Origin of the sequence: Micromonospora salmantinae, from assembly GCF_022230905.1 — a bacterium.
Lineage (GTDB): Bacteria > Actinomycetota > Actinomycetes > Mycobacteriales > Micromonosporaceae > Micromonospora > Micromonospora salmantinae.
The window spans coordinates 1-19,495 of the sequence record NZ_JAKKFG010000030.1; the positions used below are offsets into that span (position 1 = coordinate 1).

The 19,495-nt window shown below is 72.8% G+C and carries 17 protein-coding genes; 3 read left to right on the forward strand and 14 right to left on the reverse strand.

Annotation, left to right across the window (positions count from 1 at the left end; genetic code table 11):
• The 5 genes from PSH03_RS21805 to dapE form a co-directional block, all read right to left on the reverse strand.
• The coding region (locus tag PSH03_RS21805) for a UvrD-helicase domain-containing protein (RefSeq protein WP_238690256.1) at nucleotides 1-947 on the reverse strand (947 nt) is incomplete at its 3' end.
• An 81-nt stretch (nucleotides 948-1,028) separates the two neighbouring features.
• Nucleotides 1,029-4,484 (reverse strand): ATP-dependent helicase, encoded by a 3,456-nt coding sequence (locus tag PSH03_RS21810; protein WP_238690257.1) that lies wholly within the window; start codon nucleotides 4,482-4,484, stop codon nucleotides 1,029-1,031.
• A gap of 157 nt (nucleotides 4,485-4,641) precedes the next feature.
• On the reverse strand, nucleotides 4,642-5,187 hold the full coding sequence (locus PSH03_RS21815; protein WP_091406178.1) for an LOG family protein: 546 nt from the start codon (nucleotides 5,185-5,187) through the stop codon (nucleotides 4,642-4,644).
• Entirely contained in the window at nucleotides 5,187-6,041 is an 855-nt protein-coding gene (locus PSH03_RS21820; protein ID WP_238690258.1) for an LOG family protein, read from the reverse strand. Before PSH03_RS21820 ends, PSH03_RS21815 begins: the two co-directional genes overlap by 1 nt.
• A gap of 372 nt (nucleotides 6,042-6,413) precedes the next feature.
• On the reverse strand, nucleotides 6,414-7,487 hold the full coding sequence (gene dapE, locus PSH03_RS21825; RefSeq protein WP_238690259.1) for a succinyl-diaminopimelate desuccinylase: 1,074 nt from the start codon (nucleotides 7,485-7,487) through the stop codon (nucleotides 6,414-6,416).
• A gap of 78 nt (nucleotides 7,488-7,565) precedes the next feature.
• Between dapE and dapD the strand changes: the two genes are divergently transcribed.
• Nucleotides 7,566-8,525 carry a 2,3,4,5-tetrahydropyridine-2,6-dicarboxylate N-succinyltransferase gene (gene dapD, locus PSH03_RS21830; RefSeq protein WP_091406183.1) on the forward strand — a complete coding sequence of 320 codons (960 nt, stop codon included), beginning with the start codon at nucleotides 7,566-7,568 and terminating at the stop codon, nucleotides 8,523-8,525.
• A 52-nt stretch (nucleotides 8,526-8,577) separates the two neighbouring features.
• Here dapD and PSH03_RS21835 read toward each other — a convergent pair whose 3' ends face one another.
• Entirely contained in the window at nucleotides 8,578-11,997 is a 3,420-nt protein-coding gene (locus PSH03_RS21835) for a S8 family serine peptidase (RefSeq protein ID WP_238690260.1), read from the reverse strand.
• A gap of 76 nt (nucleotides 11,998-12,073) precedes the next feature.
• On the opposite strand from PSH03_RS21835, the gene PSH03_RS21840 reads away from it, so the two are divergent.
• Entirely contained in the window at nucleotides 12,074-12,631 is a 558-nt protein-coding gene (locus PSH03_RS21840; RefSeq protein WP_238690261.1) for a sugar O-acetyltransferase, read from the forward strand.
• Here PSH03_RS21840 and PSH03_RS21845 read toward each other — a convergent pair.
• From PSH03_RS21845 to fdxA, 5 genes are read right to left on the reverse strand one after another with little or no spacing between them, the layout of a single operon-like run.
• Nucleotides 12,628-13,275: a nucleoside/nucleotide kinase family protein gene (locus PSH03_RS21845; RefSeq protein ID WP_210785870.1), complete on the reverse strand. Its 648-nt coding sequence runs from the start codon at nucleotides 13,273-13,275 to the stop codon at nucleotides 12,628-12,630. The genes PSH03_RS21840 and PSH03_RS21845 overlap by 4 nt on opposite strands.
• Nucleotides 13,275-13,925 (reverse strand): SIMPL domain-containing protein, encoded by a 651-nt coding sequence (locus PSH03_RS21850; RefSeq protein ID WP_091406191.1) that lies wholly within the window; start codon nucleotides 13,923-13,925, stop codon nucleotides 13,275-13,277. Before PSH03_RS21850 ends, PSH03_RS21845 begins: the two co-directional genes overlap by 1 nt.
• A 10-nt stretch (nucleotides 13,926-13,935) precedes the next feature.
• On the reverse strand, nucleotides 13,936-14,931 hold the full coding sequence (locus PSH03_RS21855) for a prephenate dehydrogenase (RefSeq protein WP_238690262.1): 996 nt from the start codon (nucleotides 14,929-14,931) through the stop codon (nucleotides 13,936-13,938).
• Nucleotides 14,932-14,978: 47 nt separating this feature from the next.
• A complete protein-coding gene (dapC, locus tag PSH03_RS21860; protein ID WP_305076099.1) occupies nucleotides 14,979-16,082 on the reverse strand; it encodes a succinyldiaminopimelate transaminase in 1,104 nt (367 codons plus the stop codon).
• On the reverse strand, nucleotides 16,079-16,405 hold the full coding sequence (gene fdxA, locus PSH03_RS21865) for a ferredoxin (protein ID WP_030490464.1): 327 nt from the start codon (nucleotides 16,403-16,405) through the stop codon (nucleotides 16,079-16,081). The genes dapC and fdxA overlap by 4 nt, the downstream gene beginning before the upstream one ends.
• Nucleotides 16,406-16,484: 79 nt before the next feature.
• Here fdxA and PSH03_RS21870 point away from each other — a divergent pair, with 79 nt between their 5' ends.
• Nucleotides 16,485-17,456 (forward strand): GNAT family N-acetyltransferase, encoded by a 972-nt coding sequence (locus tag PSH03_RS21870; protein ID WP_238690263.1) that lies wholly within the window; start codon nucleotides 16,485-16,487, stop codon nucleotides 17,454-17,456.
• Between the two features lie 60 nt (nucleotides 17,457-17,516).
• Here the strand turns inward: PSH03_RS21870 and PSH03_RS21875 are convergent, their stop codons facing one another.
• The 3 genes from PSH03_RS21875 to mshB all read right to left on the reverse strand — a co-directional run bounded on the left by PSH03_RS21875 (nucleotide 17,517) and on the right by mshB (nucleotide 19,477).
• Nucleotides 17,517-17,981, reverse strand: coding sequence for a hypothetical protein (locus PSH03_RS21875; protein WP_210785873.1), 465 nt, complete (start codon nucleotides 17,979-17,981; stop codon nucleotides 17,517-17,519).
• A 114-nt stretch (nucleotides 17,982-18,095) separates the two neighbouring features.
• Nucleotides 18,096-18,533, reverse strand: coding sequence for a hypothetical protein (locus PSH03_RS21880; protein ID WP_238690264.1), 438 nt, complete (start codon nucleotides 18,531-18,533; stop codon nucleotides 18,096-18,098).
• A gap of 17 nt (nucleotides 18,534-18,550) precedes the next feature.
• Nucleotides 18,551-19,477 (reverse strand): N-acetyl-1-D-myo-inositol-2-amino-2-deoxy-alpha-D-glucopyranoside deacetylase, encoded by a 927-nt coding sequence (mshB, locus tag PSH03_RS21885; RefSeq protein WP_238690265.1) that lies wholly within the window; start codon nucleotides 19,475-19,477, stop codon nucleotides 18,551-18,553.
• Between the last annotated feature and the right edge of the window lie 18 nt (nucleotides 19,478-19,495).

Genomic DNA, 19,495 nt, shown 5'->3' on the forward strand with positions numbered 1-19,495 from the left:
GGGTGCCCGCCACCGAACAGCGCGTTGAGCAACACCACCTGGGCGTGGCTGGTGTCCTGGTACTCGTCGAGCAGCACCACCCGGAAGCGGTCCCGCTCTATCACGCCGACCCCCGGGTGGTCCCGGGCCACCCGGGCCGCCCGGGCGAGCTGGTCGGCGAAGTCCATCGCCTCGAAGTCCTCCTTGCGCCGGGCGTACGCCCGCACCAGCGGCAACAGGCGCAACCGGGTCTGCTGGAGGGTGAGCGCCTTGCGCACGTCGGCGTACACCCGACCCGGCCGGGACTGCACCTCGGCGAAGAACCGACCGGTCCAGGCCGCCAGGTCGTCCGGCGCGACCAGATGCTCGTCCAGCTCCCCGGCCAGCGCCAGCACCGCGTCGGTGATGGTGCTCGGCATCCGGTCCACCTCGGACATGTCGCCGTCGTAGTTGCGCACCAGCAGGTCGACCAACTGCCAGCGGGACGCCTCGGTGAGCAGCCGGGTGGACGGCTCGTAGCCGGCCCGCAGCCCGTGCTCGGTGACGATCCGCCCCGCGTACGAGTGGTAGGTGGAGACGGTGGGCTCACCCGCGAGCGGATCGTTCAGCGGATCCCGTCCCTGCCGGCCGAGTCGGCGGATCAGCTGGTCGAGCCGGGTCCGTATCCGATGGGCCAGTTCGCCGGCCGCCTTGCGGGTGAAGGTCAGCCCGAGGATCTGCTCCGGCCGCACGTACGAGTTGGCCACCAGCCAGACCACCCGGGCGGCCATCGTCTCGGTCTTGCCCGACCCTGCCCCCGCGACCACGAGCAGCGGCTCCACCGGGGCGGCGATGATCGCGGCCTGCTCCCGGGTGGGTGCCGGCAACCGCAGCAGCTTGGCCAGCTCCACCGGTGTGTAGCGAGGGCCGGAGTCCGCGAGTCGGGGCGTCGGGGCGGGGCCCGCGCCGAACAGGGTGGGCTGACTCACGGTGCCGTCTCAGTTCCCAACACCGGCGTACTCCTCGCCCTCACGGTGCCATCTCAGTTCGTGACTGCGGGGCTCGCAAGCTCACTCCTCGCCCTCACCTGTGCGTCGGACGGTGGGCGGCTCGACGACCTGGCGACCCTGCCCGGAGACCGGGCAGCTGGTGCGCACCGGGCAGACCCGGCACTTCGAGTTGGCCACCGCGGCGAACGTGGCGGCTGCCATCGTATCGGCGGTCCGCCGGACCAGCGCGGTCGCCCAACCGGCCGCCGGGCCCTCGCTGGCGGCCGGCTGGTTCTGCTCCCTGGCGTCCTTGGCGGAGGTCCCGAGCTGCACCAGCGCCGCGCCCCCGGACTCGTCACCGAACTCGGCGAACGCCCCCGCCTCCACCGCCGCCTGGTAGGCGCCGAGCTGCGGGTGCTCGGCAAGGTCGGTGCCGGTGACAGCAGTGGACTTGCCGGTCTTCAGGTCGATCACCACGAGCCGCCCGGCCTCGTCGACCTCCAGCCGGTCGACCCGACCGGTCAGGTCGACCGGCCGGTTCGGGTCGTCCAGGCGGACGGCGAACTCGTGCTCGATGGCGAGCAACCGGCGCGGATTGGTGGCGAGCCAGCGCAGCAGCTTGTCGACCATCGCCTCGGCGCGTTCCCGCTCCGGCCCGGCCATCCACCGGGCCGCCAGCTCGATCGCGTCGAACCGGGCGGCCACGTAGTCGAGCAGCGCGCCCCGGTCGGCGCTGGCGTCCTCGGCGAGCATCGCGGCGGCGTGCACCAGGTTGCCCACCCCCTGCGCGGTGCTGGTCGGGCCGCTGCCGCCGTGCCGTTCCAGCAGCCAGCGCAGGCTGCACCGCAGCGCGCTCTCCATGGCCGACGGGGTGACCCGCACCGGGTCGCCGTCGTCGACGAGCGGCCGGTCGTCGGAGAGCACCCGCAGCCCCCACCAGTCGTCGGGGTGCGCGCCGGGCACCCCGGCGGCGGCGAGCCGGGCCAGCTCGGCCGCCGCGGCGCGCCGCCGGGCCGCCGGGGCGGCCGGGTCGGTGATGGCGGTACGCAGTTCCGCTACCAACGCCGGCAGGGTGAGCGCCCGGGGTGGACGGGTGACCGGCAGTGCCCCGGGGCGGTGCGGCTCCTCGTCGCCGCTCTCGCTCGCCGCAGCGCCTCCGGTGCCGCCGGCGGACGGCTCGGTGCGGGGACCGGGCGGCGGGCCCGGCGCTGTCGGTGGGGTTGGCGGCGTGCTCGGCGGGGTCGGCGGCGGCGTGCTCGGGCCCAGCTCGTGCAGGAACCGGCTGGGTTGCTCCTCGTGGTCGTCGCCGCCGACGGCGGCCGACGCCACGGCGCTGACCAGCAGCCGGTGCCGGGCCCGACTGATGGCGACGTGGAAGAGCCGACGCTCCTCGTCCAGCAACGCCGAGGTCTGACCCACCACGTTCGCCGCGGTCGCCCCGTCCACCGACCGGCCGGCCAGCACGTCGACCAGTCGCTCGGAGCCGAGCAGGCTGCCGCGCAGCCGCAGGTCCGGCCAGATGCCCTCCTGCACGCCGGCCACCGCGACCAGATCCCATTCCAGGCCCTTCGCGGCGTGCGCGGTGAGCAGGCGTACCGCCGCACCCCGGTCGGCGGTCGGGGCGATGGTGTCGGCCGGCAGGTCCTGGGCGAGCACGTGGTCGAGGAAGACCTCGGTGCGGGCACCGGGCAGCCGGTCGGTGAACCGGGCCGCCGCGTCGAAGAGGACCAGCACGGCGTCCAGGTCGCGGTCGGCGGCCTCGGCCCGCCGACGCCGGGCCAGGTCGCCCTCGCCGGCCTCCGGGCGCCCCTGGTTGATCGCGTCGGCCCACCGCTCGGCGAGACCACTGGCGTGCCAGACGGCCCAGAGCACGTCCTCGGCGGTCGCACCCGGCCGGGCCGCGGCCTCGCGGGCGATGGCCAGCAGCCCGGCAACCGCCTGCGCCGGCTCCGCCCAGCGCCGCTCGATGCCGGCCAACTCCTCCGGGTCCTGTAACGCCTCGACGATCAGCTCCCCGGAGGGGCGTCGGTCTCCGCCGGCCAACGCGAGCGCGCGCAGGCCCTGCCGCAGCCGCCGCTCGGCCAGCGGGTCGGCCCCGCCGAGCGGCGAGTGCAGCAGCGCGACGGCCGCCTCCTCGTCGAGTCGTTCCGGCTCCAGCGCGCAGCGCAGCAGGAGCAGCAGCGGCGCGACCGCCGGTTGCAGGTGCAGGGGCAGATCCTCACCGTGCACCACTGTGGGTACGCCGGCAGCGTGCAGCGCCCGTCGCAGGGTGGGCAGCTGCAACGCGGTGGACCGCACCAGCACCGCCATCCGTGACCACGGCACGCCGTCGAGCAGGTGAGCCGAGCGCAGCGCGTGGGCCAGCCAGGCCGCCTCGCTGGTCGCCGAGCGGAAGGTGTGCACCTCGACCACGCCGGGCGGCGCGTCCGGCAGGGGGTGCAGCCGGCGGTGCGCGGCCGGACCCCGAAGCCGGCGACCCAGCCGGGCGATCGCCGCGAGCAGACCCGGCCCGGCCCGGTACGACGTGGTCAGCAGCACCTGCGCGGCCGGCGCACCGGATGCCGTCCGGAACCGGTGCGGGAACGTCGCCACCCCGGCCGGGTCGGCGCCCCGGAAGGCGTACGTGGAGGAATCCGGGTCGGCGAACGCGACAAGCGACTTGCCACCGCCGGCGATGACCGAGAGCAACTCCAGTTGGGCGGGGTCGGTGTCGGCCAACTCGTCGAGGTAGACGTACGCGAGCCGACGACGCTCGGCGGCCAGCAACTCCTCGTCGTCGCGCAGCAGCCCGCTGGCAGCCCGGACCAGCTCCGCCGGGTCGTACGCGATGGAGCCCCGGTTGCTGACGTCGCGCAACGCGAGCACTGCGACGTACTCCCGCAGGAAGCGGGCGGCGGCCGGCCAGTCGGCGCGGCCGAGCTTCTCACCCAGCCGCGCCAGGTCGATCGGGCCCACGCCGCGCTCGGCGGCGCGCATGAGCAGGTCGCGCAGTTGGCCGGCGAACGCCCGGGTGCGCAGGGCGGGTCGCAGGTCGGTGGGCCAGCCGACCGGGTCGTCCTCGGGCTCCTCGCCCACCACGTCCAGCAGCTCACGGATGATCAGATCCTGCTCGGGGCCGGTGAGCAGCCGGGGCGACGGTTCACCCCGCTCGGCGGCGGCACGGCGGAGCAGCCCGAAGGCGTACGCCGGGAAGGTGCGCACCAGCGGCTCGCGCAGCACCCGGTGGCCGTCCTGCGCGATCCGGGCCTCGATGCGCTGTCGCAGCGCGGTGGCGCCTCGGCGGCCGAAGGTCAGCACCAGGATCCGTTCGGGGTCGACCCCCTCGGCCACCCGGGCGGCGACCGCCTCGACCAGCGTGCTGGTCTTGCCGGTGCCCGGGCCGCCGAGCACGAGCATCGGCCCGTCGGTGTGCCCGACCACCTCGGCCTGCACCGGATCGGCCCGCCAGCCGCCGCCGGCGCCGGAAGCGCTGTCAGGCGTCGCCCCGTCCCCCCGCGCCGGCCCTCCGGGCCGCCGCACCAACCGGTACGCCTGCATCAGCTCATCCCATCAGACCCATACGACACCCACCCGCCCAAATCCCACCCCACACCACACCCCATCCACCCCCGCCGATCATGAGGTTAGCTGCGCGACACGCCGACGGCGGCGTCGCCAACTCCATGATCACCGCGGCCCAACCGGAGCGGGGTGGTCAGGTCAGGTGGGATTCCAGGACATCGAGGGCCTCGGTGACGGTGGTGGTGACCGTCAGGAGATCGCGGCCGGCGGGCTTGAGGAAGGTCTGGTCGGCCAGCGCGTCGAGCCAGTCCAGCAGGGGGCGGTAGAACCCGTCGGTGTCGATCAGCACCATCGGCTTGGCGTGCAGGGCGAGGGTGGCGGTGGTCCAGACCTCGAACAACTCGTCCAGGGTGCCCAGCCCGCCGGGCAGGGTGAGGAAGGCATCCGACTTGTCGATCATCAAGGTCTTACGGCTGGCCATCGAGTCGGTCACCAGCAGCTCGTCCGAGGCCAGGTCGGCGACCTCCAGATCGACCAGCGACTGCGGGATCACGCCGACGGTGCGCCCACCGGCGGATCGGGCGCCGTCCGCCAGCGCGCCCATCATGCCGACGCAGCCACCACCGCTGACCAGCGTGTGCCCGCGTCGGGCCAGCTCCGCGCCGGTCTCGGCGGCCAGATCCAACCAGCGCTGATCGAGGGTACGGGAGGAGGCGCAGAAGACGCAGATCGCCGCCATCAGTCGTGGTCCCGAGCCTGAGCGGCTGCGGCCTGCTGGTCTGCGTCGGTGCGCGCGACAGCCTCCTCGCGAACGGCCTCCTGCTCGGCGGAGAGCACGGCCTCCGATTCGACGATGTACCGGACCGCCTCGCTGACGTCGTCGGTGAGGCAGATCAGGTCCAGGTCGACCGGCCCGATCTTGCCGGTGGCGGCCATCGTGCCGCGCAGCCAGTCCAGCAGGCCCTGCCAGTAGGCGACGCCCATGAGCACCACCGGGAACCGGGTGACCTTGCCGGTCTGCACCAGTGTGAGCGCCTCGAACAACTCGTCCATGGTGCCGAACCCGCCCGGCAGCACGACGAACGCCTGGGCGTACTTGACGAACATCGTCTTGCGGGCGAAGAAGTAGCGGAAGTCGATGGCCAGGTCGACCCAGTCGTTGATGCCCTGCTCGAACGGAAGCTCGATGCCGAGACCCACGGAGAGCCCACCGGCCTCGCTGGCGCCCCGGTTGGCGGCCTCCATCACGCCGGGCCCACCTCCGGTGATCACCGCGTAGCCGGCTCGGGCCAGCGCACCGCCCAGCTGCTCGGCCAACTGGCACTCGGCGCTGTCCGGCGCGCTGCGTGCGGAACCGAAGACGCTGACCGCGGACGGCACGTCGGCGAGGGTGTCGAAACCCTCGACGAACTCGGCGAGGATGCGCAGCGCGCGCCAGGCGTCCTTGGTCTTCCAGTCATCCCGCCCCCGTGAATCCAGCAGTCGCTGGTCGGCGGTGCTGCTCGGGATCGCCCCTCTGCGCAGGGTGACCGCACCGCGATGCCGCTCCTGTCCCGGACCGCGACCGGCCTCCCGCCCGTTGCTCTGGCTCATGGGGCAACCGTAGTGGAGCAGCACCGGCCGGGTGCGCGGGGCGGGGACGCCGAGAAATTGTTCGGGATCATGGGCAACTATTCGGCGCTCCCGTACGTCTTACTATTCACATACCGGGTATGCCCCGGCGCGCGCCTTCGGGGGAGGAGACAGCGTGATCAGTAACAGCGAGATGATCCGGATCCGTCGCCAGATGCAGCGACGGATCCGAGACGTGGTGGCCGAACGCCGCCGCACCCGCCAGCAGAACCCAATCCCCACCTCCCCCACCCCCTCCGGAGCCGATCAAGAGGTTTGCGTCGCCGACAACGGGCCAGGCTGACGCAAACCTCTTGATCACCGGGGCGACCGGACGCGACGGGGCGACCAGGGTCAGGCCGGGGCCAGCCAGCGGTGCAGGGTTGCCGCACCATCGCGGATCTTGCTGATCTCGACGTGCTCGTCGGGGTGGTGGGCGAGGTTCGGGTCGCCCGGGCCGAAGTTCAGCGCGGGAATGCCCATCGCCGCGAACCGGGCCACGTCCGTCCAGCCCAGCTTGCCGATCGGCGCGGCGCCGACCGCCGCCAGGAACTCCTTCGCGGGGGCCGCGTCGAGCCCGGGCGCGGCACCGGCAGCGGTGTCGGTGACGGTCACCTCGAAGCCGGCGAACACCTCACGCAGGTGCGCCTCCGCCTCGGCCGGGGTGCGGTCCGGGGCGAACCGGTAGTTGACCTCGACCTCACAGAGGTCGGGAACCACGTTGCCGGCCACCCCACCGTTGATCCGTACCGCGTTCATGCCCTCGCGGTAGTCGCACCCGTCGATGGTGACCCGGCGTGCCTCGTATGTCTGGAGGCGTCGCAGCACCTCGCCGGCGGCGTGGATGGCGTTGACCCCGTGCCAGGAGCGCGCCGAGTGGGCGCGTACGCCGGTCGTGGTGACCACCGAGCGCATCGTGCCCTGGCAGCCCGCCTCGACGATGCCGTACGTCGGCTCCAGCAGCACCGCGAAGTCCGCCTGCAACCACTGCGGGAATGCCTGGGCGACGAGGTTGAGCCCGTTGTACCGGGACTCGATCTCCTCGGCCTCGTAGAAGAAGTACGTCACGTCGTAGCGCGGCTCGGGCAGCGTCACCGCCAGGTGCAGCGCGTACGCGGTGCCGGACTTCATGTCGGAGGTGCCGCAGCCGTACATCAGGTCGCCGCGCATGGTCGACGGAAAGTTGTTGTTCAACGGCACCGTGTCGAGGTGCCCGGCCAGCACGACACGCTGCGACCGACCGAGGTCGGTACGCGCCATCACCGTGTTGCCGTGCCGGTGGGTGGTCAGGTGCGGTACGCCCCGCAGCACCTCTTCGACACAGTCGGCGATCGCCTTCTCGTTGAGGGACACGGACTCTATGTCGACCAGAGCGCGGGTCAGCTGCACCGGATCGGCGAGGACCTCGGGGGTCAGCGGGTTCTCCATGGTTCGCACGGTACCTTCAGGTCTGTCAGCGCGAGGAGCGAGCCGAGGTCGGCCCGGCAGTGACCGAGAGGTGTAACAGTGACGTCCGCAGATTCCGCCTGGGGCATCGGCCTGGCTACGGTCACCGCAGACGAGCAGGTGCTCGATACCTGGTACCCGACCGGCAAGCTGGGCCTGGGCGAGCTGCCGCTGGTCGCCGGCGAGGACAAGGCGGACGTGCTCGACCTGCCGCCGGCCGCGCTCGGTGACCGGTCCCTGCCCGGTCTGCGTACCGTGCAGGTGGTGACCGTGATCGGCTCGCTGGACGACCCGATCAAGGACGCGTCCGACGCGTACCTCCGGTTGCACCTGCTCTCGCACCGCCTGGTGCGACCCAACCAGCTCAACCTGGACGGCATCTTCGGCAAGCTGGCCAACGTGGCCTGGACGTCCGCCGGGCCGTGCCCCCCGGAGCGGGTGGACGAGCTGCGGGTGATCGAGCGGGCCGCCGGCCGGCACCTGGCGGTGTACGGGGTCGACAAGTTCCCCCGGATGACCGACTACGTGGTGCCCTCCGGTGTGCGGATCGCCGACGCCGACCGGGTCCGCCTCGGCGCGCACCTGGCCGCCGGCACCACAGTGATGCACGAGGGCTTCGTGAACTTCAACGCCGGCACCGTCGGCACCTCGATGGTCGAGGGGCGGATCGTGCAGGGCGTGCTGGTCGGCGACGGCTCCGACATCGGCGGCGGGGCCTCCATCATGGGCACCCTCTCCGGCGGCGGCACCGACAAGATCAGCATTGGTGAGCGGAGCCTGGTCGGCGCGAACGCCGGCGTCGGGATCTCACTCGGCGACGACTGTGTGGTCGAGGCCGGCTGCTACATCACCGCCGCGTCGAAGATCACGCTCCCCGACGGCCGGGTGGTCAAGGCCCGGGAGCTGTCCGGCGTCGACGGCCTGCTGTTCTGGCGCAACTCGGTCACCGGGGGGCTGGAGGCCCGACCGCGCACCGGCCGGGGCATCGAGCTGAACGCCGCTCTGCACGCCAACGACTGACGGGCCCCGCCGGGTCCGCGACGTTCGGCCGCGGACCCGGACGGGGTACGCCTCAGCGCAACCGGTACGCCTGGATGATCCGTTGGGTCACCGTGTTGCCGGCGGTGTCCCGGGCGGTGGCCCGCAGCGACACGTAGCCGGGTCCGGCCGGATGCCGCAACAGAGCCGACCAGCCGTCGGCGGAGGTGCGGACCAGCTTCGCCCTGCCCCAGGTCTTTCCGCCGTCGTACGAGACGTCGACGGCGAGCTTCTCCACCCGGGTGGCCGGCGCGCCGGGCTGCCGTTGCACCCGGACCGGTACGACGAAGCCCTGACCGGCCGGAGCGCTGTTGTCGACCCGCAGCGACGGCGCGAAGCGCACCGCCGACAGCGGCAGTCGGACCGGCGTCTCACCGGCGACGTGCCTCGACCGGAAGGTCCAACTGGACTCCACAGCGGTGCTCAGGTCGGTGAAGCTTCGCTTCGACGACGTGACGAGCCGGTAGTCCGCCGCGCCCGGTGGCACTGCGAACTCCCCGTAGCCGGCGTACTCGCTCTCGCCGACCAGCGTGCCGTTGCGCCAGAGCTTGGTGTGCTCACTGTCGCTCAGCGAGAAGCCCGGATGCCCGGCCGCGTCACTGAACATCGGCACGTCGACCACTATGGTGTCGCCGATTCGGCTGACGCTTTGGTGCGGCCAGCGCGGGGTCGGGAAGGACGGCGTGTACGGCGCCTGGTTCCAGATCTCGTGGACCGTCCGTCCGGCCCGGTACGCGGTGGGGGTGGAGAAGAGCGCTGCCTTCGGGATCAACCACCCTTCCTCGTCCACCGTTCCGAAGAGGACCTCGGATTCCCACTTCACGCCCATGGTGTTGTAGTACTCGACCCGCTGGCCGGGCACGACGGTGGGCAGGATCACGGCCGAGTAGCCGACGTTGTACTCCAGCTCGGGGAGCACGATCCGCTCGGCCTCCATGCCCGGGTAGCCACCGCGGAACTTGTGCACGACGGTGGCCAGGTCCCGTCGGGCGTAGTCGCGGACGAACCCGGTGGGCATCCGGCCCGGGATCGCCTCGGCCAGCGAGTACAGGTACGGGCTGTTGGCCGAGTCCGGCGTGGTCCAGTTACTGCTGACGGTGGCGACGAACTTGTCGGCGGAAACCTGCTTGCCGAGCTGACCGCTGGTCAGGCCGGTGAACGTCTCCGCCCAGAGCCCGACGCCGTACCCACTGCCGTCGTCGGCGGTGAAGTTGCCGCTGAGGTCGATCAGTTGCGGGACGGCGGTCCGGTCCGGAACGGTCGTCCGCACCGGCTTGGCCCGGCGGGCGTCCACGACGATCCGGGTGTCCCGCTCGATGGCCACCTCGGGCTGCATCAACAGGGACATCCCGGGCTGCTCATCCTCCGGACCGGGCTCGAAGACGAGGCCACTGAGGCCGTAGTGCCCCTTGGGCACCCGCGCGGTGGCCACCCCGTCGGAACTGACGAGGTCCCAGAAGCCGTAGGTGTCCATTCCGACGAGGGACGTCCAGTGGTCCGCGGTGCGCGCGCCGGCGCGGTTCAGGTGCTCCACGGTGAGCGTGTAGCTCTCCACCTCCCGGTGCACGGCCAGCGGGGTGACAGCGACCGCCGCACCGGACCGGGCCACGATCCGCCCGGTCCAGTACCCGTCGGCGTCGCCGAGCCGGGTGTCGGTGGTGACGGTCGTGGCGGCCGTGCCGCCCGCCGGCACTGTGAGTTGGCTGGCGCCCAACTGGAACAGGCCAGCCGGTAGCGCCCGACCGCCGGGGCCGGCGCCCTCGATGCTCAGGTCCACGGTGACCGCCGCCGGACCGTCGTTGCGCCAGGTCACCGTGCGGGTGATCGGGGCGTCGTCACCGTGCGGCCAGAGCGTACGTCCGAACGAGACGCTGACCGGGTCGGTGGTGAGCTGCTGGGTGATCGCGTGTGCGACGTCGACCCGCCCGGCACCCTGCTGGTAGGCGGTCTGGTCCGGGTGTGGCTTGGCGGCTGCCATCAGGGTGGCCTTGAGCCGGTCGGCCCGCCATCCCGGGTGCTGCTGGGCCAGCAGCGCGGCCGAACCGGCCACGTGCGGGGTGGCCATCGAGGTGCCGGAGAGCGTGACGTAGCGGTCCCCCACCGGATCGCCGATGACGCCGTTGGCTGACCGCGCGGCGACGATGTCGACGCCGGGCGCGGTGATGTCCGGCTTCAGCGCGTCGTCGCCGACTCGCGGGCCACGGCTGGAGAAGTCGGCCAGTTCGTCGTCGCGGTCCACCGCGCCCACGGCGAGCCCGGCGTCGGCGCTGGCCGGGGAGCCGACCGAGCCGTCCATGCCGTCGTTGCCGGCGGCGAGGACGAAGAGGGTGCCGGTCTGGGCGGTCAGGGTCTGCACCGCCTCCTCCAGCGGGTCGGCCTCCGGGGTGTCCCAGCCGCTGAGGCTCATGTTGACCACGGCGGCCTTCTTCTCCACCGCGGCCCACTGCATGCCGGCGAGGATCGCCGAATCGGAGCAGCCGGTGTCCTCACAGACCTTGCCGTCCAGCAGCGTCGCGTCCGGCGCCACACCCCGGTACTTCCCGCCGGCAGCGGCGCCGCTGCCCGCGATGGTCGAGGCCACGTGGGTGCCGTGGCCGACCATGTCCCGAGCGTCGGCGACCTCGGTGAAGTTGCGCGCCTCGGCCACCTTGCCGGCCAGATCCGGGTGGGTCGCGTCGACGCCGGTGTCCAGCACCGCGACGGACACTCCCGCGCCGGTGAACCCGGCCGCCCAGGCGGCGGGCGCGCCGATCTGGGGCACGCTGTGGTCGAGGGTCACCCGTCGACGGCCGTCCAGCCAGATCCGCTCGACGCCCCCCGCCGCGTCGAGCCGAGCCCCGGCGGGACCGCTGGTGACCGCCTCCCAGACCCCGCCGAGGGAAGACTTGTCGCTGTTCAGGGCGGCACCGCGAATCACCGGCAGGTCGCGGGTCAGCCGCGTGCCGGGCAGGGCGGCCGAGGCACGCCGGGCGGTCCCCGTCGAGCCGTACTCCACCAGCAGCGGCAGGGTGTTGCGGTGGGCGTCGTCGTAACCCGCCTCGACCAGCCCGGTGACGTCGAAGAGTCGCCGGTCCACCCGGCCGGAGCGCAGCAACGGCACCGCGTCCGTCGGCGTCACTGTGAGGCGTCCGCGCTCGCGCTGGACCAGGAACTGCACGTCCTCGCGGCCGGCGCCAGGCCGGACCGAAGCGCCGGACGTGGTGACGGTGACCCGGTCACCGGTGATCAGCGTGACGGTGGTCGAGCGGTTGGCGGTGGGTCCACCCGCAGTGGACTGTGGGCCGGCGCCAACCGGTGGGGTGGGCACGGCGGGTGCGGCTGAGACGGGAGCCGGCGCGGAGAGCGCCAGCGCGAACACGAGGCCGAGAGCGGCCAATCTTCTTCCCTGGTGCAACGGATCCTCCTGGTCAAGCGTCTTGATGGATGGAGTCACATTGACAACCCAGAATTGCATACTGAGTATGCAAAAAGAAGACCGAAAAGTGACGGACCCGCCACGAGCCGACGAACCGGGCCGGCATGATCGGGCGGTGACCTCCATGAAGGACAAGATGCTCGCCGGCGAGCCATACATCGCCGACGATCCCGATATCATCGCCGATCTGGACCGGGCCGCCCGGCTGATGGAGCGCTTCAACACCAGTCCCGCGGCCGATCCGCAGGCCCGGATCGCCGCACTGCGTGAACTGCTCGGCGAACTGGGCGAGGACACCTGGGTCCGCCCACCGTTCTACTGCGACTACGGCTGGCAGATCCGGATCGGCCCGCGCAGCTTCGTCAACTACAACGCGGTCTTCCTCGACGTCGCCCCGATCACCCTCGGCGCGGACGTTCAGGTCGGGCCGAACGTGCAGCTACTCACCCCGACGCATCCGGTCGAGCCCGGCCCGCGACGGGACAAGTGGGAGGCGGCCAAGCCGATCACCATTGGCGACAACGTGTGGCTCGGCGGTGGCGCGATCGTGCTGGCCGGCGTGACGATCGGCGCGGACACCGTCGTCGGCGCGGGCGCGGTGGTCACCCGGGACCTGCCCGCCAACGTGGTGGCCGTCGGCAACCCGGCCCGGCCGGTCCGCGAACTCGGCTAGACCGTCGGCGGATCCGACAGGCGGACGACCAGGTCGGCCCGGTCGGCGGTGGGGGTGATCAGAGCGGCGTTCGACTCGTCGCTACCCAGCGCCCACGCCCGCGCCTGCTCCGCGGACCGACCGAACGCCTCGTGCCGGGCGGTCAGCCGGCGGTGCCGCACCTCGGCGTCCAGGTCGAGAAACCACGCCTCGTGCAGCAGCGGTCGGATCTCCTGCCAGGGGAAATCCGACAACAGCAGGTAGTTGCCCTCCGTCACCACCAGCCGGACCGACGGCGGCACCTCGATCGCGCCGGCCACCGGCTCCTCCAGCTCCCGGCGGAACTCCGGCGCGTAGACCGACGTCGGCTCCAACCGGTGCAGCCGGCGCAGCAGCGAGACGTACCCGTTGGCGTCGAAGGTGTCCACGGCGCCCTTGCGGTCGGCGAGGCCCAGGCGAACCAGTTGCGACTGCGCCAGGTGGAAGCCGTCCATCGGCACCAGGCGGGCGGCCGACCCGATCTCGGCGACGATCCGCTCCGCCAGGGTGGACTTCCCGGCGCCCGGTGCGCCGGCGATGCCGAGCAGTTGTCGCGGGCCGGCCTCGGCGAGCACCGACGCCCGCGCCACCAACTCGTCGGCGGACAGCACCCGGGCCGGCGGCATCAGCCCAGAACCGGGTCGCTGATGGTGAACCGCGCCTGCACCGCCGCCTGCACAGTCTGTGGCTGCGGGTCCAGCTCGAGCTCCGGCGGACCACCGCCCGCGCCACCACCCCCGGCAAAGGCCGCACGGGCGAACATCGGCCGGTCGGCGGGGCCCGCGTCGGCCAGCTCGATCAACGAGGTGACCCGGGCACCCAGCGCCTCCGCGTACTCCCGGGCCCGCAGCAGTGCGTCGCTGATCGCGGCGTGCCGGGCCGCACGATGGGCGGGGCTGTCCGGACGAAGCTCCCACCACGGACCGGCCACCTCGACCTGGTCCTGGTCGGCGAGCCGGAGCATCAGCTCACCCAGCGCGGTGAAGTCGGTGACAGTGACGGTGGTGGTGACACTGCCGTGCCAGGCGACCACCCGCTCACCCGAGCGCCGGGTCTCCGGACGCACCCGCAGGTCGCCGGTCTCCCGCCGGGCCACCGCCGGCCCGGAACCGTCCAGCAGCACCCGGACCGCTGCGGCCCGCTCGGCCAACCGGGTCAGCGTCGCCTCCCGGTCCCGGTCGCGGGCTGTCGCGGTGACCGCGAACCGGGCCAGCTCGGGCGGCACCTCCCGGTACGCCTCGCCGCGCACCTGCACCACCGGACCATCCACCGCCATGCCCCTCAGCCTAGTCAGCGACGGGGCGCCTTGCCGCGTAGGAGACAGTGTCCGCGTCGGCGTGCAGGCCGGTCAGGTAGCCGCCGGCCACCCCCAGCTCGCGCAACCAGGACACCTCTGCGGCGTGGTCACCACCGGCCGGGAACTGCCTGTCGTACGCGTCGAACCGCCGGTCGCGCAGCGCCACCCGGGAGGCCCGCGCCTCGTCGTAGCGTGCGGTGAGCGCCGCGGCGTCGTCGGCGCGCAGCGCGGCGGTGAGGTCGTCCAGGAACGCGGTCACCTCGGCCAGCTCACGCAGCACCCGGTCCCGGTTGCCGAGCAGCATGTTGGCGGTCCGATCGGCCGGGGTTCCGGCGACCCGGGTGCCGTCGGAGAAGCTGCCGGCGGCGAGCGCGAGGATCGCGTCGCGCAGCGGTGCGCGGTGCACGGCGCCGGCCAGCGCGCCGGCGAGCAGGTGCGGCACGTGTGAGGCGAGCGCGGCGGCCGAGTCGTGCTCCGCGGCGGACATCGGCACCACCCGGGCTTCGAAGACCTCCACCAGTAGCTCGGCCAGCCAACGGAACGCGGTGGTGGCCGGGCCGGGAGCCGGACAGAGCACCCAGGCCGCGCCGGTGAGCAGGTCCGGTCGCGCGGCCGTCAAGCCCGCCCGGTCGGTGCCCGCCATCGGGTGGCCGGGCACGAACCGGTGCGTCAGCCCCTGCGCGGCGGCGAACGCCGCCACCTGCTCCTTGGTGCTACCGACGTCGGTCAGCACACAACGCTCACCGGTCATCGCCGCCACCTCGACCAGCGTCGCCGGCAGGGTGGGCAACGGCCCGCACAGGAAGACCACGTCCCGGTCGGTCACCGCCTCGACCAGGCGGTCCGGCGCGGGTACGCCCACCCGGCGGGTCTCCCGCCGGGTGGCCTCGTCCGGGTCCCACCCGATGACGTCGATGCCGGCGGCGACCATCCGGAGCAGCACCGAGCCACCGATCAGGCCGGTGCCGACGACCGCCGCCCGCATCCGCGCACCTGGCCTGTCCACCACGCTCGACCGTCCCGGAGCCGCGATCAGGTGAGGCGCGCCGCGACGCCGGCGATGTGCTCGTCGGACTCGGTCAGCGCGACCCGGACATGCTGCCCGGCCGTCGGGCCGTAGAAGACGCCGGCCGCGACCAGGATGCCGCGTCGGGCCAGCCAGTCGACCGTCTGCCAGCAGTCCTCGCCCCTGGTCAGCCAGAGGTACAGGCCCGCCTCGGAGTGCTCGACGGTGAACCCGGCACCGGTGAACGCCGCAGCGAGCACCTCCCGCCGGGCGCGGTAACGCTCACGCTGCTCCTCGGCGTGTCGCTCGTCCTCCAGCGCGGCCACCATGGCCGCCTGCACCGGCCCGGGCACGATCATGCCGGCGTGCTTGCGGACCTTGAGCAGCTCGGCGACGAGCGCCGGGTCGCCGGCGACGAAGCCGGCCCGGTAGCCGGCGAGGTTGGACCGCTTGGAGAGCGAGTGCACGGCCAGCACCCCGGCATAGCTGCCCCCGCTGACCTGCGGAGACAACACCGACACCGGGTCGGCCGACCAGCCCAGAGGCAGGTAGCACTCGTCGCTCGCGACCACCGCGCCACGTTCGCGGGCCCAGTCGACCACCTTGCGCAGGTGCGCCGCGGGCAACACCCGGCCGGTCGGGTTGCCGGGCGAGTTGACCCAGACCAACCGGACCCGCGGGGTCGGCCCGAGCGAGGTGAGCGAGTCGGTACGAACGACTGTGGCACCGGCCAGCCGGGCGCCATCCTCGTAGGTGGGGTACGCGATCGACGGCACCACCACCACGTCACCCGGGCCGATGCCGAGCAGCGTGGGCAGCCAGGCCACCAGCTCCTTCGAGCCGATGGTCGGCAGCACACCGAGACCGTCGACGCCGGCGCCGCAGGCTCGGGACACCCACGCCGTGATCGCGGCCCGCAGCGCCGGGGTGCCGGCGGTCAGCGGGTAACCGGGAGCATCGGACGCGTCAGCCAACGCCCGCCGGATCACCTCGGGCACCGGGTCGACCGGCGTACCCATGGAGAGGTTGATCAGGCCCTCCGGATGCGCCGCGGCCAGCGTGGCCGCGGCGTCCAGGGTGTCCCAGGTGAACTCGGGCAGCCGCGACGAGACCGGCGCGGGCCGGTTCAGTGGCCCTCGCCGCGCGGCGGCTGCGCGGCGACGAAGGTGGCGTCCTTCTCCACCTTGCCGACCTTCGAGGCGCCACCGGGCGAGCCCAGGTCCTCGAAGAACTCGTAGTTCGCGCCGGTGTAGTCCTTCCACTGCTCCGGGACGTCGTCCTCGTAGAAGATCGCCTCCACGGGGCAGACGGGCTCACAGGCACCACAGTCGACGCACTCGTCGGGGTGGATGTAGAGCATCCGATTGCCCTCGTAAATGCAGTCGACCGGGCACTCCTCGATGCATGCCTTGTCGAGCACATCTACGCACGGCTCGGCGATGATGTAGGTCACCGGTCTTCTCCTCCGCAAGACTCGCCGCGATCTCCCGCGACGGTAAGAGCCTAGTATCTCGCCGGGGAGGGGGTCGATCGTGCTCCGACAGCAGGATGTGGGACACCGAATCGTGGTCCGCCGGATTGTGGGGATTCGCGAAGGCCGCCCACAATTTTCCGATGCCCTCGGCGAGCTGGTCGAGCTGAGCGAGACTCATCTCACGCTGGCCACCGCTCAGGGGCCGCTTCGGGTGCCGGTGGCGCAGGTGCACCGCGCCAAGCGCGTTCCGCCGACCCGTCGGCCGACCGCCGCGGCGGTCGTGGCGCTGGAACGCGCCGCCGACGAGGCCTGGCCGGCACCGACCCGGGGCAGACTCGGTGACTGGCTGCTCCGGTCGGCCGAGGGCTGGACCGGGCGCGCCAACTCGGCGCTGCCGATCGGCGACCCGGACCGGCCACTGGCCGCCGCTGTCGACGCGGTGGAGCGCTGGTACGCCGAGCTGGGGCAACCCGCGTTGATCAACACGCCGCTGCCCCTCGCCGCTCCGGTCGGCGCCGAACTTGACGCCCGCGGCTGGGGCACCCGCCCGCCGACGCTGGTGCAGACCGCGCCACTGCCCCTGCCGGCGTCGACACCCGACAGCGGCCGGGCCGACAGGTGGGCCAGTGCGGTCGTCGAGCTGGCCACCGCGCCCAGCGACGAGTGGTTGGCCATCGCCGCCGGCCGCAAGGGAGGTCTGCCGGACGCCGCCCGGCACGTCCTCACCGCCGTGGACCAGGTCCGCTTCGCCCACGTGTACGCCGACAACGCCCTGGTGGCCGTCGGCCGCGGCACGGTGACCGGCCAGGGGCGCTGGTTGGGCCTCAGCCTGATCGAGGTGGTACCGGCGGCCCGCCGTCAGGGGTTGGCCCGCCGCGTGATCCACGAGCTGGCCAGTTGGGGCGTGTCGGGTGGCGCGACGCACGCGTTCCTCCAGGTCGAGCAGCGCAACACGGCGGCGGTCGCGCTCTACCAGCGGCTCGGCCTCGTCACCCACCACACCTACCTGACCCGGGTCGCCCCGAACTGACCTCGGCCGCCGCCGGGCGCGGCGGCGGCCGGGCGGCCACAACGTCGGGACGGCCGGGTGTCAGCGGCGGACGACGCGGCGGGGCTTCGCGGCCTTGACCTCCGCGTACCGCTTGAGCTGCTGAGAGCGGTAGTCACGGCCGAGCGCGGTGAGCACCAGGTAGCCGATCAGCAACCCGGCGCCGGTGGCGAGCAGGTAGAGCCAGATCTGGGCGAAGAACGTCCCAGCGCCGCCGGCGAACGGGTTGTGACCGACCAGCAGGGGCCCGACCAGCACGGTCAGCAGCATCGCCACCGGCACCACGAGAGCCATGTCGGCGGCCCAGCCCGCCAGCGGCCGGCGTCGGCCCCAGCGGAAGGCGACCACGGCGAGGATCAGGCCGATCACCGTGAACATCGCCAGCGACACCCGGTCGGCGGCGGTGTCGTCACCGTCGAAGCCGAACCGGGTGATCAGTCGGGCGACCACGTTGACCGCGAACAGCGCTGCTACGAGCACCCCGAGGTCACGCCACCGCTTGTCCATTGCCGGACCCTCCTGCCGTACGCCCCGTCGCGGGGCTCGCATCCCTGGCAGGAATATCTACCACCCTTACCTGGGAGCCGTCATCACCCGGCAGCAACCAGAACCAGCGCGGCGTCAGCCGCCCAGCGTGGTCGGCTGCGGCGCGAGGATCTGCCGGAAGCCCATCACCGCGAAGGTCATCGCGCCGGCCACGATCATGGCCAGCCCGACCCAGTTGTCGCCGGCCAGCAACAGGTCACCCTCGTTGGTCCGGATGGCGGCGACCGCCATCAGCGCGAACCACGGCACCGCCGGCAGCGCCACCGCCCAGCGACGGCCCACCGCCTCGTACGCGAACCAGCTCAGCAGGATGTTGGCGCCGATGGCGAGGAGCACCGACACGCCGACCAGGTGCCCGCCGACGCGGAGCGTGGCGAGCAGCAGCTCCAGTACGCCGGTCAGCACACCGGCGAGGACCACGACGATCCCACCGACCAGCCGGACGCCCAGGTCCAGCAGTCGCGGCGGTGGCCCCGCCGGGAGCGGGGCTTCCTGGTCCTCCTCGACCGTCATCGGTGCGGCCGGCACTGTCACCGCAGACCCGCCGCCGTGACCGGGGACCGGTCCGGGGCGGTCTCCGCGGGCAGGCCGGCGAAGAGGTCGTCCTCCCAGCCGTACGGCCCGGCGCCCGGGCCCTTCTCACCGACCGCGAGGGTGAAGAACTCCACGCCCATGAACTCGCCACCGAAGTTGCCGGCGATCGAGTAGAGCCACGAGTTGGCCGGGATCTGGGTGGCGTGCGCCCGCATCGCGGCCTCCTTGGCCGTGTGCTGGTCGGTGCCGTCGATCCGGGCGGCGATCTGGGCGTCCGGGGTGCCGAACGGCAGGTCGGCGATGTTCTCGATGCCGCCGAACGGGTTGTCGGAGGACTCGGCGAAATGCGTCATGCCGGCCTCCAGGACGCTGAGCGGCAGGGCCGTCCAGTAGACCTTGAGCGGGGCGCAGCCCTCGGCGGTGGCCAACTCGACGGCGCGCATGGCCACCCGGTGCGCCTGGATGTGGTCGGGGTGGCCGTAGAAGCCGTTCGGGTCGTACGTGACGAGCACCTGCGGGCGTACCTCCCGCATGATCTCCACGAGGTGCCCGGCGGCCTCGTCGAGGTCGGCCTGCCAGAAGGCCCGGGGGTGCTCGTTTGTCGCGAGCCCCATCATCCCCGAGTCACGGTAGCGGCCGGCGCCGCCGAGGAAGCGGTGGTCGCTGACGCCGAGCGCGGCGCACGCGGCGGCCAGCTCGGCCACGCGGTATCCGCCGAGCTGGTCGGCCTCGGCGGCGGCGAGCTGCGCCAGCGCGGGCACGTGGATCTCGCCCTCCTCGCCGAGCGTGCAGGTCACCAGCGTGACGTGCGCGCCGTCGGCGGCGTAGTGGGCCATCGTCGAGCCGGTGCCGATCGACTCGTCGTCGGGGTGCGCGTGGACCAGCAGCAGGCGGCGGTCGGGCAGCATCGTCACGACGGTCACTCTAACCGGCGGTTCTCC

Coding starts and splice junctions, on each gene's coding strand:
- PSH03_RS21810 (WP_238690257.1), bottom strand. CDS start 4,484: ATGCAGGCGTACCGGTTGGTGCGGCGGCCCGGAGGGCCGGCGCGGGGG.
- PSH03_RS21815 (WP_091406178.1), bottom strand. CDS start 5,187: ATGGCGGCGATCTGCGTCTTCTGCGCCTCCTCCCGTACCCTCGATCAG.
- PSH03_RS21820 (WP_238690258.1), bottom strand. CDS start 6,041: ATGAGCCAGAGCAACGGGCGGGAGGCCGGTCGCGGTCCGGGACAGGAG.
- dapE (WP_238690259.1), bottom strand. CDS start 7,487: ATGGAGAACCCGCTGACCCCCGAGGTCCTCGCCGATCCGGTGCAGCTG.
- PSH03_RS21835 (WP_238690260.1), bottom strand. CDS start 11,997: ATGCAATTCTGGGTTGTCAATGTGACTCCATCCATCAAGACGCTTGAC.
- PSH03_RS21845 (WP_210785870.1), bottom strand. CDS start 13,275: ATGCCGCCGGCCCGGGTGCTGTCCGCCGACGAGTTGGTGGCGCGGGCG.
- PSH03_RS21850 (WP_091406191.1), bottom strand. CDS start 13,925: ATGGCGGTGGATGGTCCGGTGGTGCAGGTGCGCGGCGAGGCGTACCGG.
- PSH03_RS21855 (WP_238690262.1), bottom strand. CDS start 14,931: ATGCGGGCGGCGGTCGTCGGCACCGGCCTGATCGGTGGCTCGGTGCTG.
- PSH03_RS21875 (WP_210785873.1), bottom strand. CDS start 17,981: ATGGACAAGCGGTGGCGTGACCTCGGGGTGCTCGTAGCAGCGCTGTTC.
- PSH03_RS21880 (WP_238690264.1), bottom strand. CDS start 18,533: ATGACGGTCGAGGAGGACCAGGAAGCCCCGCTCCCGGCGGGGCCACCG.